This is a genomic window from Bacillus sp. FSL L8-0654, from assembly GCF_038629965.1.
GTDB classification, from domain to species: domain Bacteria; phylum Bacillota; class Bacilli; order Bacillales; family Bacillaceae; genus Bacillus; species Bacillus safensis.
Window position 1 is genome coordinate 2744669 of the sequence record NZ_CP152026.1, and the last position, 14140, is coordinate 2758808.

At 41.7% G+C, this 14140-nt stretch carries 16 protein-coding genes; 6 read left to right on the forward strand and 10 right to left on the reverse strand.

The genetic code is table 11. The annotated features are described in order from the left end of the window. Positions 1–3: 3 nt before the first annotated feature. Both MHH65_RS14120 and MHH65_RS14125 read right to left on the reverse strand, forming a co-directional pair. On the reverse strand, positions 4–441 hold the full coding sequence (locus tag MHH65_RS14120; protein ID WP_034279393.1) for a FixH family protein: 438 nt from the start codon (positions 439–441) through the stop codon (positions 4–6). A 118-nt stretch (positions 442–559) separates the two neighbouring features. Continuing rightward, the gene (locus MHH65_RS14125) at positions 560–1033 is read right to left on the reverse strand and encodes an S-ribosylhomocysteine lyase (RefSeq protein ID WP_003217624.1); all 474 of its coding nucleotides are present in this window, start codon (positions 1031–1033) and stop codon (positions 560–562) included. Between the two features lie 126 nt (positions 1034–1159). Between MHH65_RS14125 and yidD the strand changes: the two genes are divergently transcribed. Then, positions 1160–1384 (forward strand): membrane protein insertion efficiency factor YidD, encoded by a 225-nt coding sequence (gene yidD / locus MHH65_RS14130; protein ID WP_024425785.1) that lies wholly within the window; start codon positions 1160–1162, stop codon positions 1382–1384. A gap of 1 nt (position 1385) precedes the next feature. Here the strand turns inward: yidD and MHH65_RS14135 are convergent, their stop codons facing one another. Next, the gene (locus tag MHH65_RS14135; RefSeq protein WP_024424929.1) at positions 1386–1952 is read right to left on the reverse strand and encodes a carbonic anhydrase; all 567 of its coding nucleotides are present in this window, start codon (positions 1950–1952) and stop codon (positions 1386–1388) included. A 215-nt stretch (positions 1953–2167) separates the two neighbouring features. On the opposite strand from MHH65_RS14135, the gene MHH65_RS14140 reads away from it, so the two are divergent. Next, positions 2168–3151 (forward strand): zinc ABC transporter substrate-binding protein, encoded by a 984-nt coding sequence (locus MHH65_RS14140; RefSeq protein ID WP_081124706.1) that lies wholly within the window; start codon positions 2168–2170, stop codon positions 3149–3151. Between the two features lie 77 nt (positions 3152–3228). On the opposite strand, the gene MHH65_RS14145 is transcribed toward MHH65_RS14140, so the two are convergent. Next, entirely contained in the window at positions 3229–3471 is a 243-nt protein-coding gene (locus MHH65_RS14145; RefSeq protein WP_024424931.1) for a type B 50S ribosomal protein L31, read from the reverse strand. 176 nt (positions 3472–3647) lie between these two features. Here MHH65_RS14145 and MHH65_RS14150 point away from each other — a divergent pair, with 176 nt between their 5' ends. The 4 genes from MHH65_RS14150 (at position 3648) to MHH65_RS14165 (ending at position 6492) form a co-directional block, all read left to right on the forward strand. Continuing rightward, the gene (locus MHH65_RS14150; RefSeq protein WP_041116879.1) at positions 3648–4979 is read left to right on the forward strand and encodes a cytochrome ubiquinol oxidase subunit I; all 1332 of its coding nucleotides are present in this window, start codon (positions 3648–3650) and stop codon (positions 4977–4979) included. A gap of 22 nt (positions 4980–5001) precedes the next feature. Beyond that, positions 5002–6048, forward strand: coding sequence for a cytochrome d ubiquinol oxidase subunit II (locus tag MHH65_RS14155; protein WP_170825870.1), 1047 nt, complete (start codon positions 5002–5004; stop codon positions 6046–6048). 68 nt (positions 6049–6116) lie between these two features. Beyond that, a complete protein-coding gene (locus MHH65_RS14160; RefSeq protein WP_008360682.1) occupies positions 6117–6275 on the forward strand; it encodes a DUF1540 domain-containing protein in 159 nt (52 codons plus the stop codon). Between the two features lie 25 nt (positions 6276–6300). Further along, positions 6301–6492, forward strand: a complete 192-nt coding sequence (locus MHH65_RS14165; RefSeq protein ID WP_034279382.1) for a hypothetical protein — start codon at positions 6301–6303, stop codon at positions 6490–6492. A gap of 106 nt (positions 6493–6598) precedes the next feature. Here the strand turns inward: MHH65_RS14165 and menC are convergent, their stop codons facing one another. The 6 genes from menC to MHH65_RS14195 all read right to left on the reverse strand — a co-directional run bounded on the left by menC (position 6599) and on the right by MHH65_RS14195 (position 14040). Beyond that, complete coding sequence (gene menC, locus MHH65_RS14170) at positions 6599–7723, reverse strand: o-succinylbenzoate synthase (RefSeq protein ID WP_058838180.1); 1125 nt, start codon at positions 7721–7723, stop codon at positions 6599–6601. Beyond that, the gene (locus MHH65_RS14175; protein WP_268414276.1) at positions 7710–9170 is read right to left on the reverse strand and encodes an o-succinylbenzoate--CoA ligase; all 1461 of its coding nucleotides are present in this window, start codon (positions 9168–9170) and stop codon (positions 7710–7712) included. Before MHH65_RS14175 ends, menC begins: the two co-directional genes overlap by 14 nt. A 71-nt stretch (positions 9171–9241) precedes the next feature. Next, the gene (gene menB / locus MHH65_RS14180) at positions 9242–10060 is read right to left on the reverse strand and encodes a 1,4-dihydroxy-2-naphthoyl-CoA synthase (RefSeq protein WP_024424937.1); all 819 of its coding nucleotides are present in this window, start codon (positions 10058–10060) and stop codon (positions 9242–9244) included. A gap of 14 nt (positions 10061–10074) precedes the next feature. Next, on the reverse strand, positions 10075–10902 hold the full coding sequence (gene menH / locus MHH65_RS14185; protein WP_034279373.1) for a 2-succinyl-6-hydroxy-2,4-cyclohexadiene-1-carboxylate synthase: 828 nt from the start codon (positions 10900–10902) through the stop codon (positions 10075–10077). Further along, positions 10884–12629, reverse strand: coding sequence for a 2-succinyl-5-enolpyruvyl-6-hydroxy-3-cyclohexene-1-carboxylic-acid synthase (gene menD / locus MHH65_RS14190; RefSeq protein ID WP_098677205.1), 1746 nt, complete (start codon positions 12627–12629; stop codon positions 10884–10886). Before menD ends, menH begins: the two co-directional genes overlap by 19 nt. Continuing rightward, positions 12622–14040, reverse strand: a complete 1419-nt coding sequence (locus tag MHH65_RS14195; RefSeq protein ID WP_098677204.1) for an isochorismate synthase — start codon at positions 14038–14040, stop codon at positions 12622–12624. Before MHH65_RS14195 ends, menD begins: the two co-directional genes overlap by 8 nt. Between the last annotated feature and the right edge of the window lie 100 nt (positions 14041–14140).

Below are 14140 nucleotides of genomic sequence, written 5' to 3' on the forward strand. Positions count from 1 at the left end.
CTTTTAATGATGTGAGGTTTCTTCTTCTTCAGTAGATGAACTCTCTTTTTTCACCTCACCTACGTGGATGTTCGTTTTCGGCATATTATGCTGCTGTTTAGCTGTCACATGGACTTGTATGATATAAAGGCCATCTTTTTTGAAGGCTGTGTGCAATTCGTATACACCCTTGTTTTCTTTCTTTGGCTGAATCATCTTGCTGTTATCCTTGTCGCCATCTTTCCACACTTCAAATTGAACATCATCTGCATCATCAACAGGCGTATCACCATATGTGACAGCTGCTTTTACTATAACGCTTTCATTTTTCTCCACTTGCTCAGGTCCTGTGAGCTTTACTTCTAATAGCTCAGGCACTTCCCCTTTGCCGCTATTTGCTGCAGAGTTTCCACATGCACTCAATAACGTGAGCATCAGAATCATTCCCAACATTTTTCGCATCCTGCGTTTCCCCCTTCTTTTACTGACATGTCCATTTTAACAAATATCCCCTATTTTGACATCTCTGTTTAAATTCAAATAAAAAACCGGACATCTAAATGTCCGGTTCATCATTCTATTAACCAAATACTTTTAAAAGCTCTTCTTGATCCTGAGAAAGCCAGAAACGCATTAAACGTTTTGCCCCTTCAAGATCATGAAGCTTCGCTTGTCCGCATTGCTCTTCGTTTGCAGCAGGAATTTCTGTTACTTCAACCGCATCCTTGAATGTTGCATCAAGAAGTTCAACGATCTCTTTTGGAGTTGGTGCACCACTGACAACTAAATAGTAGCCTGTCTGGCAGCCCATTGGAGAAATATCAATGATATCAAAATGATCATATTTCTCTGAGTGTGTTCTAATATTAAACGCAAGCAAATGCTCTAATGTATGAATCGTATCAGGTTTCATCGCCTGCTTGTTGGGCTGACAAAAACGAATATCGAATTTATTTACTTCCCCATCTGATCCCACTTTATGAACGCCGCAATGACGAACATATGGCGCTTTTACAGCATTATGATCAAGTTCAAAGCTTTCGACTGAAGGCATAATCACCACTCCTATAATTGCAATTTCCTATATTATAACATATTTCTCCGACCAGTTTAGTTTATAAAACTTTCCTTCCTTGTTCTTTTTTCTTATACTGTGGAAGACAGACAAGGAGGAACCTCTATGAAACAAATTTTTATCGGCATAATACGCTTTTATCAAAAATGTATTTCCCCTCTTACACCGCCAAGCTGCCGGTTTTATCCAACATGCTCAAACTATGGACTAGAGGCGATCAAAACGCATGGCGCGGTCAAGGGCGGCTGGCTCACCATAAAACGGATTTTGAAATGTCATCCGCTTCATCCTGGCGGCATCGATCCTGTTCCGCCTAAAAAGGAAAAATAACTTACTTTTCTTCATATCCGTTGACAACTAAGTCAAGCTTCCCTGTTCCAGGATCAATGACAAGCCCGTGTACAGGTACATCTGATGGAAGAAGCGGGTGATTTTTCACTACAGACACACTGTCCTTCACGCTCTCTTCGACTGAACTAAAGCTTTTGAGCCACTGTTTAAAATCAATTCCTGAGTATTCCAGTACTTCAATACGTTTTTCTGGAATACCGCGCTCAACGGCTTTATTTAAAAGTGTCTGGCTGTCTATTTTACTCATCCCGCAATCATGATGCCCAATGACATATACCTCGTCAGCATTTAATTCGTAAACAGCAACTAAAATGCTTCGCATAATACTTCCAAATGGATGAGAAACAAGCGCCCCAGCACTTTTGACAATCTTAATATCACCATTTTTCATGTTCATGGCACGCGGAAGCAGTTCAACAAGTCTTGTATCCATACACGATAGAATGACAGCTTTTTTCTGTGGAAACTTTGTTGTTGTAAATTCTTCGTATTTCTTTTCTTCAATAAATTGTTGATTATATTCGATGATTTCATCTAAAAGTTTCATACGTTTGTCCATTCCTTTATCTTTTTTTAAAAATAAATATAGCACAATGTAAGAAATTTCGTCACGTTTTGCAGCTTATTTTTTTTAGAGGAAACATCTGCTGACGAAAATTTTTTATTTTCCTCTTTTCAAATCGTAATTATTACGATACAATAACTCAGGACATTAAATCGTAATCATTTCTATCTATTAGATTGAGAGGAGACATTTTCTACATGAAAAAAATCTTTTTTATTTTAACAGCTGCTTTATTCGCGATCGGTCTTGCCGCTTGCTCAAGCAGTGCGGGCACGAATGCTTCAAAAGGTAAGGCAGACGGGAAACTAATCATTTACACCACGATCTTCCCAATCCAAGATTTTACTGAAAAAATTGGCGGCTCTCACGTTCATGCTCAAAGCGTGTATCCTGCAAATGCAGATGCTCACAGCTTTGAACCAAGTTCAAAAACAATGGTTGAAATGGCTGAAGGTGATGCCTTTATCTACAGCGGCACAGGGGCTGAAGCATTCGCAGACAAAACTGCTGCCACTTTAAAAGACCAAGGTGTGAAAACAGTCAAAGCAGCCGAAGGTATCAAATTGTTATCGACAAATGAAGAACATGCACATGAAGAAGGCGAAGATCATGACCATGAAGCTGAAGACCATGATCATGACGGGCACGATCACGGAGATAAGGACCCTCATGCATGGTTAGACCCGGTTTATGCGCAGCAAATGGCGAAAAACATTAAAGACACACTCGTCTCATTAGATCCAGATCATAAAGATGAATACACAAAAAACTATGAACATCTAAAAAAAGATTTACAATCATTAGATCAAGAATTCAAAACAACGTTATCTAAAGCGAAACATAAAGAAATCCTAGTTTCTCACGCAGCTTATGGTTATTGGGAAAAGCGCTATGGCATTGAGCAAATCAGTGTTTTAGGGTTATCCGCTTCTGAAGAGCCATCACAAAAACAGCTCGAAAACATTGTACAAAAAGCGGAAAAGCATCACATTCAATACGTTATTTTTGAAAACAACGTCAGCAGCAAAGTATCAGATACAATCCGCAGTGAAATTGGGGCAAAAAGCTTGACCCTTAAAAATCTAGAATCCATTACTGAAGATGATGCCAAAAACGGCGAAAGCTACGTCAGCTTAATGAAACAAAACTTAAAGACCTTAAACACCGCTTTAAATGATTAATGCTTTGAACCCCGGCTGATCACCCGGGGTTTTTTACTGTCAAAAAAAGCACACCGTTATCAGGCGTGCTTTTTTGATTACATTTGATATTTTTTCTTAAACTGCTCGGCTCTTCCACCTTTTTCTCCGAATTTTTGGCGCCCTGTATAAAAAGGATGCGTATCAGAGCTTGTTTCTACTTTAATGACAGGATACGTTTTCCCATCTTCCCACTCTACTGTCTCGTTTGATGTCTTTGTTGATCTACTCAAGAAGCGGTAACCGCTGTTTACGTCCATAAATACAACTTCATGTGAGGTTGGATGAATATCTCTTTTCAATGTCAAAACTCCTTTCGTTAATAAAACGTAATGGTTACGTTTTATATTTATATTCTACTCCCTCTTTTACAACTTGTCAAAAAACAAGCTTTCTTAGTCAGGAAGAATAATCTAAAAATGGTGGAGAATAATAAGCATCATGAAAAAGAGAAGCGATAAGAAAGGCGGAGAAAAAATTGACTGATCTCGTTTTAGCTAGAAGCCTGTTCGGCACAACCATGGGCTTTCATATTATTTATGCCTCGCTTGGCGTTGGCATCCCGCTAATGATTTTGTTAGCTGAACTCATCTTTCAAAAAACGAAGGACCCTCATTATGCCATCATGGCCAAGCGGTGGACAAAAGCACAGGCTGTTCTGTTAGGGGTCGCCATTCCAACAGGTACAATTGCTGGTACGCAGCTTGCCCTTTTATGGCCAGGTTTTATGGAGGTTATCGGAAAGGTCATGTCACTGCCATTCCAGATTGAAATTTATGCGTTCTTTATAGAAGCATTATTTATGTCTATTTATGTGTACGCAGCGGATCGCCTATCAAATGCAATGCGCATCATTACCGTTATTTTTATCGTCATTGGTGCAGCTGCATCAGCGATTCTAATTACAAACGTACATGCTTTTGAAGGGACACCTGCTGGCTTTCAGATGGTGAATGGAGAAATCACAAATATCGAGCCTTGGAAGGCCTTTTTCAATCCAAGCTTTGCTGTAACTGCTACACATGTTGTGCTGTCTGCTTTTACAACAGGTGCTTTTGTGATTGCTTCAGTTGCAGCTTTTAAAATGCTCAAAACGAGAAAAAATGAGAAGCTCTATACATTTCATCGAAAAGCCCTTTTTCTTGGACTCATTGTAGGAGGACTTTTCTCCTTTCTAACAGCCTTAAATGGCCACGAATCCGCTCAGCTTCTGTATGAATATCAGCCTGAAAAGCTGGCTGGAGCTGAAGGTTTATTTGAAACGCAATCACATGCGCCTCTTGCAATAGGTGGTTTTACGGATGCTGATTCGCAGGAAATTAAAGGTGCGATCGAAATTCCTTGGGCGCTCAGTTTTCTGGCAGGAAATAGCTTTGATACAGTGGTCAAAGGCTTAAATGATTTTCCTCGTGACGAGTGGCCGCCTTTATTTATACACACATTATTTAACGGCATGGTCATTATTGGATCGGTGCTCATTCTATTTGCGGTATTAGCCCTGCTTTACCGTAAAATTTTAAAACGGGACAAATTTCCGAAGTGGCTTCTTTTTCTTTACTTATTCGGCGGGCCTCTTAGTCTTTTGGCTATTGAATTTGGCTGGATCTTTGCTTGTACAGGCCGCCAGCCATGGGTCATTTATCGAATGCTCAAAACCTCCGAGGTTGTCACATCATCTGGCTCGATCGGAACACTTTTTATCCTTTTTGCCATTGTCTATCTCATCTTAGGCATAGCAACCGTTATTGTGCTGACGTACTACTTTAGAAAAAATACGATTGAAGAAGACCTACGGTTAACAGAATCTTAAAAAAGGAGCGATCTTGATGCAAATGGATGTTACAACTGATGCGCTCATTGCAATCACCATCTTATGGGGATTCGTTTTTATCTATGCAGTGATGGCATCAATGGATTTCGGAGCAGGATTTTGGTCGATGATTTATATGAATAGAGAACAAACAAAAGCCGCTAATATCGCAAATAAGTACCTTTCTCCAACATGGGAAGTGACAAACGTCTTTATTGTCGCCATCGTTGTCGCATTGTTCAGCCTGTTTCCAGGTGCGACCTTTGTACTTGGCACCGTTTTATTAATACCCGGCAGCATCATATTATTACTTCTTGCACTGCGAAGCGGGTTTCTCGTGTTTTCTCATTCACTGCCTAAGAAATACCGAAAAGCGGTGACGTATATTTCAGGGATCAGCGGCTTTATCATTCCGTCCATCCTGATCATGGTTCTCCCAATCACCCATGGTGGCTTTATCTTTCAGGAGAACAACGCCTACTCATTAGATCTTGGACTGGTCTTTACAAGTGCAAATGTCTATTCTTTTGTCGGCTTTGCCATTTTCAGCACCCTTTTCCTTTCGTCCTTGCTTTTAGCTGATTTCTCTAATGTAGCTGATGAAGATGAAGCTTACAGCATTTATAGAAGAGGAGCGCTCATTACGGGTCCACTTTCACTTATGATGGCCTTTTTTATCATGCTGACATTACGAAGCGAGGCCAATTGGCTGTTCACAAAAATGATGCAGAACATCCCTATTCTTCTTGTATCTCTCCTAATGTTTCTGCTCGCAGGACTGGCTCTATTTTTACCAAACAGCCGGTTTAAGCACCGGAAAGGAAGACCACGCCTTGCCGTCATTGCGATTACCATTCAATATTTCTTAGCAAGCTATGTGTATGGACGTGCCCATTTGCCTTACATGGCTTATCCAGATATTACAATCATGTCTGGATTTACAGACCCTGTCACATTTAGGGCATTATTTATCACCTATATTGTAGGTTTTATCATCTTGTTTCCCGGATTTTATTTCTTCTGGAAATTATTTATGAAGGATAAGCGCTATATTCGTCAGGAAGATTAACATGAATGGACGAGCTTCATTTCGGTTACATTATAGATGAAAGACATACTCAAAAGGAGGTCATCTGTATGAGTCAAAAAATCCTTTGTGAAGTCAATAACTGTTCCTATTGGAATGCTGGAAACCGCTGTGGTGCAGATGCAATCTATGTCGTCAGCCACACAGGAAATACGGCTGAGAAAAGCGAAGAAACGGATTGTAAAACGTTTAAACCACAAGACCTTTAAGTCTCATTAAAGGAGGCGCTTCATTTTGAAACATGATCGGCTGCTTCAAACGTTTTTTGACGAAATTCATGACGCGGATGAAGACGCATTCCACCAAGCCGCTCACTCCTTTTTAAATCTTTGGGATTATGAATATGGACATGCATCAAACATGCCAAATGAAATTCATCAGTATATCGGACAGCTTGCTTATGACAGCGAGCTGGTTGAAGAGTAAGAAAGAGCGGATCACCGCTCTTTCTTTTTTGTTCAGACAGGAAGGAAAAACTTTCTCTCACTATACCTAGATTCTATTGTGGATGCAAAAGGTGATTCCTTCGTTTTTATCTCACAAAATCATGTTTTGTAAACACGTCGATTTTATCTGAAAACGAACGGAGCGCTTGGTAATCAACTTCCACGCCCATTCCTGGCGAGCGAGGCACCTCAATAAATCCATTTTCAACCTTAATTTCAGGAAAAATGATATCCTGCTCCCAAAATTTTGACGAAGCTGAAATATCACCGGGAATTGTAAATTGAGGAAGTGAAGCAAGTGCCACGTTCTGCGCGCGGGAAATACCTGTTTCAATCATCCCCCCGCACCATAACGGAATTTGATGCTCCTTACTGAACGTATGAATTTTAAGCGCCTCTGTCAGTCCGCCAACTCGTGAAGGCTTCACATTAATAATTTGACAGCTGCCAAGCTCTACAGCTTTTCTGGCATCATCTAAAGAACAAATACTTTCATCTAAACAAATCGGCGTTTTTAAATGCTTTTGCAAATGGCGATGGTCCACAATATCATCTGCAGCTAAAGGCTGTTCAATCATTAATAAACGAATATCGTCGAGCTGCTTAAGCTTGCTAATATCTTTTAATTCATAAGCAGAGTTTGCATCTGCCATTAATGGCAGCTCAGGAAAAGACTCTCTTATCTTTTGAAGAAGTCCAATATCTTGTCCTGGTTTAATTTTTACCTTCACCCGCTGATAGCCTTGATCAACAAATTGCTGAATTTGCTCAAGCATATCGTCAATAGGGCCTAACCCCGCCACAACACCAGATGGTATTCTATCTTTTGTGCCGCCTAATACATCGCGTAAAGACTTATTCTCACGCTTCGCATAAATATCCCAAACAGCCGCTTCAATGCCTGCTTTGGCCATCCTATTGCCTTTAAATTGATACAGACTGTCAGGTATTTCTGAAGGATGTGTAAAGGTGCGTGTCAGCACGTTCGGGATAAAGAAAGCCCTCAGCATATGATAGCAAGTCTCAATTGTTTCTTCTGTATACCACGGAGAAGAAAAAGCAGATACCTCTCCCCATCCAGTTAGTCCTGTTTGGTCTTTTACTTCAACAATAATAAACTCACGCTCTGAAATGGTTCCAAGACTTGTTGTGAATGGTTGTTTAAGCTTCATCGTGACATGATATAAAATTACTCGTTCAATTTGAATCATTTGAAAACCCCTTTGATCTGAGTCTGTGCCTTTGCAATTTATTCGACGCATTTCTTGGCAGCTCGTTCACAAAGTGAAAAGCGGCGGGCCATTTATATTTGGCTAAATGCGACTCACATAAAGCATAGAGCTCATTCTCCGGTATCTTATCATCTGTTACAAGGAAAGCAGCCGGTACCTCTCCCCATCTATCATCATACATACCCGTTACTCCGGCTTCCTTTACATGCGGATGTGTTAGCAGCACCGCTTCAATTTCCGCAGGATAAATATTTTCTCCGCCAGAAATAATCAAATCTGAACGGCGGTCAAGCACAAATAAGAACCCTTCCTCATCCACATAGCCAATATCACCCGTCTTCAGCCAGCCCTCATGAAAGGCAGCCGCGGTCGCTTCTTCACGGTAAAGGTATCCTTTCATCACATTTGCACCTTTCACCATAATTTCGCCATGCTCAAAAGGACGGCAAATGCGATCATCATCTTGAATTTTCAGCTCACACCCAAAAAGAGGTTTTCCCGCTGACCCAAGCTTCTCTACACTAAATTCAGGTGCAAGCGTCACAATTTGTGAACAGGTTTCCGTCATCCCGTACGATTGAAAGACAGGAAAGCCCTTCGCTTTGCTTTCTTGGAGCATCGCATATGGCGCAGGTCCTCCTCCTAATAAAAGACAGCGCAAAGAAGATGGACATTCTGCCAATCTGCTTAATAAACGAGATAACATCGTCTGCACAACGGAAATCATCGTCACACGATGCCTTTCAATAGAATCCTTTACTTCATCGACGTCAAACTTCTGATGAAGCACGACTGTCATTCCATATATCACAGACTTAAATAAAGCAGATAAGCCGCTAATATGAAAAAGAGGCAGGGCAATGAGCCAGCGGTCATCCTCTCTGAGACCCAGATTCAGTGCAGAGGAAACAGCACTATGAAAATGATTGCCATACGTTTGCTCTACCCCTTTTGGACGTCCTGTTGTCCCAGATGTATACATGATGGTCGCTGTTTCATTCAAATCAAATTCACTCTCGATCTTGTTGATATGGCCTTGCCCTGGTTCAGGTAAAGTTTCCATTGTATAAACGGGTAAATCACCCTCATGATCGCTTGCATAACTAGATTCTGTTAATAACGCCGCGGCTTTTGCATCTTCTAGCTGATAGCGCCTTTCAGCTTTTGTCAGCTTATTATTTAATAGCACAATTTTTAACCCTAATAAAAAACAGGCATGTACAAGCATCACCATATGAGGATGATTGTTCATCAAAAGCGCAACCGTTTCCCCTTTTTTCAATGATGCCTGAGCAAGTCTATTTGAAAGCACTTCCGCTTCTTGAGCTAATTCGTGAAATGTCCACTCTTTCTCTTGATAAATGAGTGCGACTCGATCTGGCGTTAAATAGGCACGGTGCAGCAGCCAATTAGGTTGCTTCATCATGACACCTCCTTTTTGTAAAAGAAAACAGCTTAGTCTGATGCACTAAGCTGTTGTTCATTGATATCATTGAATCAAGGGAAACGCGGGAACTGGCCGAAGTCCGGCTTGCGTTTTTCCTTAAAGGAATCGCGTCCTTCTTTTGCTTCATCTGTTGTGTAATAAAGAAGTGTCGCATCTCCTGCAAATTGTTGAATTCCAGCTAATCCATCCGTATCTGCGTTAAATGCAGCCTTCAAGAATCGTAGAGCAGTCGGGCTCTTTTCTAGCATCTCCTCACACCACTTCACCGTTTCCTCTTCAAGCTGATCTAATGGGACAACTGTGTTAACAAGTCCCATATCAAGCGCTTCTTGTGCATTGTATTGACGGCATAAGTACCAGATTTCTCTTGCTTTCTTATGACCAACAATACGTGCAAGGTAGCCTGAACCATAACCAGCATCAAAGCTGCCTACTTTTGGACCTGTTTGTCCAAAAATCGCATTATCTGCTGCAATCGTCAGGTCACACACAACGTGAAGAACGTGTCCTCCGCCAATCGCGTAACCTGCTACCATTGCGATAACTGGTTTTGGAATGACACGAATCAAACGCTGCAAGTCTAATACATTTAGACGTGGAATTTGATCGTCTCCTACATAACCGCCATGGCCGCGAACTTTTTGGTCTCCACCAGAACAGAATGCTTTTCCGCCAGCACCTGCAAGAACAATTACACCAACTTCTGAATTATCACGAGCCCGTGAAAATGCATCAATTAATTCACTAACAGTCTTTGGGGTAAACGCGTTATGTACGTGTGGACGATTAATCGTAATCTTTGCGATCCCATTGTACGTTTCATATAAAATTTCGTCATACTGACGCTCTGTTTGCCATTCAATAGCCATCAATATTTCCTCCTCTAATCTTGCTCTAAAATAAACTCACTTACTATTTTACCAAAAAAATGTGGTTGTTCCACATGAACTGTATGCCCGGCATGCTCAGCCAAAATGAATTGACTTCCTTTCAGCTCCTGCTGCATACGTTTGCCGATATGGCAGAACTTTTCATCAAGCGTTCCGCAAATGAACAAAGCAGGCAAATGAATATGCTTTAACGCCTTCCAAACAGACGGCTGTGAACCTGTTCCAATTCCTTCTAAGCTGCGAGCCAGTCCAAGAGGATTGGCTTTGAGTCTTCCCTCTCTCAGCTCAGTCTGCCTTTCAGCTGATAAAGTTTTCTGAGACGCAAACAAAGGAATGCTTTCCCAAAAATCCACAAACTTCACTAAGCCTTCATGTCTAATCTTTTGAGCAAGCTGATGATCATGCTTTAGTCTTGCCATCCGCTCTTTAAAAGTGCGAAGCCCAGGAGACGTACTCTCAAGGATCAATTTATTGACACGATCTGGATAACGAGCGGCAAATGATAAAGCAATACGTCCTCCCATAGAATATCCGAGAATATTCACTTTGTGAAGCTTTAATTGGTTTAAAATCTCTACAAGATCTGCCAGCTGCTGAGACATTGCATATCTTCTCACACTTTCTGGCGAGTCCGTACGCCCATGTCCGAGCAAGCTGACCTGAATCAGTCTTGTATTCTCCAAATAAGCATTCAAGAACGTCCAAGACGCTGCACTTCCAGTGAATCCGTGTAAGCATAGTGTAGCATTTGCTGCCGAAGGGTTCTGGTCCACCACTTCGTACGCTACCCCATCACGCATTCTTATGATGAGAGAAGGCATTCTTTTTTCACTTCTTCCAATATGTCATCCATCATTTGACGATGCTTGTCTACACGGGAATGACGATCTGTTTCAATTTCAATTAAATGAAGACCAGGTTCATCGATATGCGCCTTGTACACATCATGTAACTCTTGTTTCGTTGCCGGTTTCGAATAGGTTCCCCCATATAACTTCGATGCATACTCAAAATTCAGTCCTGTCGGCGTACCGAAGAGCTTTTCATAATACGGTTCATCAGACGCCTGCGGAAGGAAAGAAAAGATACCTCCCCCATCATTGTTTATCAAAACAACTGTCAGCGGAATGTCCATCAGCTTAGCTGCAAGCAGACCGTTCATATCATGGTAAAATGATAAATCTCCAATGACTAAAGTGACTGGCTGCTTCAATGCTGCATACGTGCCAAGTGCTGTGGACACAACGCCGTCAATGCCATTTGCTCCGCGATTGGCCATCATTCGAAAAGGCTTGGACTGAGTTTCAAAAAATGTATCTACATCACGAATCGGCATACTATTTCCGATAAAAAGGACACTCTCCTTTGGCAAGAGGTGCTGAAGCTGACGGTACACATTCCCTTCAAAGGACAAATCCTCATCTGAATAGCGGGCTGCATGCGTTCTGAATGAAGAATTAGCATTCTGCCAGCAGTTTAAGAAGCTTGTCTCTTTACGTTGTACTGCTTGATTTAATGCTGCTTCTACAAAAGCAGACACAGTACTTTCAATGACGTATGAAGCACTTAACCCAGGATCACGAAAACCTCCGGCTGCATCTACAACAATCTGCTTCACTTCCGCATGGTTTTCCAGCCACTTGAATAAGGGCTTAGATACAGGCATCGGTCCAAAGCGAATGACCATATCCGGCAAGAGGTGCTGCTGTAATGCTTCATCTTTTAATAAAGAATCATACGCATCGATAATCAGATCTTCATTTTCATGTCCGTTGCGCAAAAGAGACAGCGGGTCAGCTAAAATAGGTAAATGCAGAGCTTTCGAAAGGCGTAAAACTGCCTCTTTTTCTTCCTGTGTATGAAGTTCACCAGCCACAATCAGTCCCTTTTTGGAATGGTTCATGACGGTTACGATTTCAGACATCACTCGATCATTTGGGAAAGTCTGACCTGATGCTAATACCTTTTTCGTGTCTGATTCTTCTCTCGCGAAAGGATCAATAGACAGATCAGGAAGCAATGGTTCTCTCAGAGGTACATTAATCTGTACAGGCCCCTTTGGTTCCTGCATCGACATGTGATTTGCTCTCGCAGCTGCTGTCTGAACATATCGCAGCATTGTTTGACTTTCCTCTGGCAGAGCTAAGTCTGTGAACCATTTAACAAACTTACCGAATAAGAATTGCTGATCAATCGCTTGAGGTGCTCCAACTTCCCTCAATTCGTGCGGCCGATCAGCAGTTAAAACAATAAGAGGTACACGAGAATAATGCGCCTCTACAATGGCTGGATAAAAATTAGCAGCTGCTGTACCTGATGTACAAATAAGCAGCACTGGTGATTGACTTGCTTTTGCAAGACCAAGCGCATAAAAAGCAGCAGACCGTTCGTCCACTAAAACATGGACATGGATGTCTTGATGAGCAAGAGCCAGCATCGCAAGCGGAGTTGAACGAGAACCTGGACAGACAACTGCCTCTTTCACACCACCTTGGACGAATTCATCCATCAATCTGCCTATATATGTTGTCATGATGTGATTATTCAATAGGATGACCTCCAAGAGCAGACAGCATTGGTCTTAACTTCACTTGTGTTTCCTCATACTCCTGCTTTGCAAGGGAATCCTCTACAATTCCGCAGCCAGCGAATAAACGAACATGATCTTCCTCAATAAGACCTGACCGAATGGCTACAGCAAATTCTCCATTATCCTGAGAATCAATCCAGCCTACCGGCGCTGCATACCAGCCGCGCTTAAGCGGTTCGATTTCACGAATCACTTCTATAGCCTTTTCCTTCGGATATCCGCCTAGTGCCGGCGTCGGATGAAGCTGCTCAATTAATGAAAAAAGGGAACAGCTGCTTTTAATTTCTCCCACAATCGGTGTAAACAAATGCTGAATGTTTTTTGTTTTATAAAGAATTGGTTGATTTGGTTTATGCACATGAAGGCAATTCGCTTTAAATGCTTGCTCAATCATATTGACGACAATTTGATGTTCAATCAAATTCTTCTCATCATGCAGCAGTTCCTCGCCTAATGCGTGATCCTCCGCTTCATCTTTTCCGCGAACAATGGAACCTGCTAAACAGGATGAAAAGACCTCTCCGCCGCTTTTTTTCACTAAGCGTTCCGGCGTTGCTCCGACAAATGCTTGTCTTCCCTGTTCAACCGCAAATACATAACTTGTTGTTTGATGCTTTAATAATTCTGCTAATAGTGGAGCAAGTTCAATTTGATTTTTATAGTGAAGCAAGACTTCTCTTGCTAAAACAACCTTTTCATATTCGTTTGCACGAATGTGGTCTGTCGCTTCTTGGATCGCCTTCATCCATTCGTTCACATCCAGCTCTTCCATATGAACAAGTTCAGCTTGTCCACCAGTCCGTACTGGTAATGTCTCGAAACGAGAGGCCTTTTGTTCTAATTCTTGAATAAGCTGATGAACATTCCCGTCCACCTGCTTCCACTCATTGATCGTAAGAAAGCTGCCTTCTTTTGAAACAGTCAGCATGATCGATGGCACAAAAAAATGAGCCTCGCCAAATGCTTCCCAATGACGCGCCTTCTCTTCGTGCGGATCAAACGAGAATCCTCCAAATAAAAGCGGACCAACAGCCGCTTGCTTTAACTCCTTCTCATCATGAAAATGGAACATGTGCTGCTTTAGCTGTTCCCATTCTTGATGGACTATATCGAATCGTTCCTTGTCTTGCTCAGATGATTTAATGACGGCCGCTCTGCCAAGTCCAGAAAATATCATTTGGCTTTCTGGATCAGACCAAAAAAACCGCTCGCCTAAAAAATCCGCTTCGCCGCTTTGGAAAAAGGCAAGAGGATCCAGATCGTCAACTCTTCTGGAGTAGCTTATCAAAACAGCATGGTTGACGTTATTCGCTTCTTCTAATGTCGCGAGCGCTTCCTGCCGGAAAGTACTTTGCACTGTTGTCACCATGATACATTCCTCCAAAATCCATGAAATAACATAAAAAAATAAAACCCATAATGAAAAAATACATGAACATTCGAATATGTCGAATGACCTGCTTTTCTAT

What these genes read in the sequence shown, in the direction of transcription:
- MHH65_RS14120 (WP_034279393.1), bottom strand. Translation starts at nt 441, where the DNA reads ATGCGAAAAATGTTGGGAATGATTCTGATGCTCACGTTATTGAGTGCA.
- MHH65_RS14125 (WP_003217624.1), bottom strand. Translation starts at nt 1,033, where the DNA reads ATGCCTTCAGTCGAAAGCTTTGAACTTGATCATAATGCTGTAAAAGCG.
- yidD (WP_024425785.1), top strand. Translation starts at nt 1,160, where the DNA reads ATGAAACAAATTTTTATCGGCATAATACGCTTTTATCAAAAATGTATT.
- MHH65_RS14135 (WP_024424929.1), bottom strand. Translation starts at nt 1,952, where the DNA reads ATGAAACTTTTAGATGAAATCATCGAATATAATCAACAATTTATTGAA.
- MHH65_RS14140 (WP_081124706.1), top strand. Translation starts at nt 2,168, where the DNA reads ATGAAAAAAATCTTTTTTATTTTAACAGCTGCTTTATTCGCGATCGGT.
- MHH65_RS14155 (WP_170825870.1), top strand. Translation starts at nt 5,002, where the DNA reads ATGGATGTTACAACTGATGCGCTCATTGCAATCACCATCTTATGGGGA.
- MHH65_RS14160 (WP_008360682.1), top strand. Translation starts at nt 6,117, where the DNA reads ATGAGTCAAAAAATCCTTTGTGAAGTCAATAACTGTTCCTATTGGAAT.
- menC (WP_058838180.1), bottom strand. Translation starts at nt 7,723, where the DNA reads ATGATTCAAATTGAACGAGTAATTTTATATCATGTCACGATGAAGCTT.
- MHH65_RS14175 (WP_268414276.1), bottom strand. Translation starts at nt 9,170, where the DNA reads ATGATGAAGCAACCTAATTGGCTGCTGCACCGTGCCTATTTAACGCCA.
- menB (WP_024424937.1), bottom strand. Translation starts at nt 10,060, where the DNA reads ATGGCTATTGAATGGCAAACAGAGCGTCAGTATGACGAAATTTTATAT.
- menH (WP_034279373.1), bottom strand. Translation starts at nt 10,902, where the DNA reads ATGCCTTCTCTCATCATAAGAATGCGTGATGGGGTAGCGTACGAAGTG.
- MHH65_RS14195 (WP_098677204.1), bottom strand. Translation starts at nt 14,040, where the DNA reads ATGGTGACAACAGTGCAAAGTACTTTCCGGCAGGAAGCGCTCGCGACA.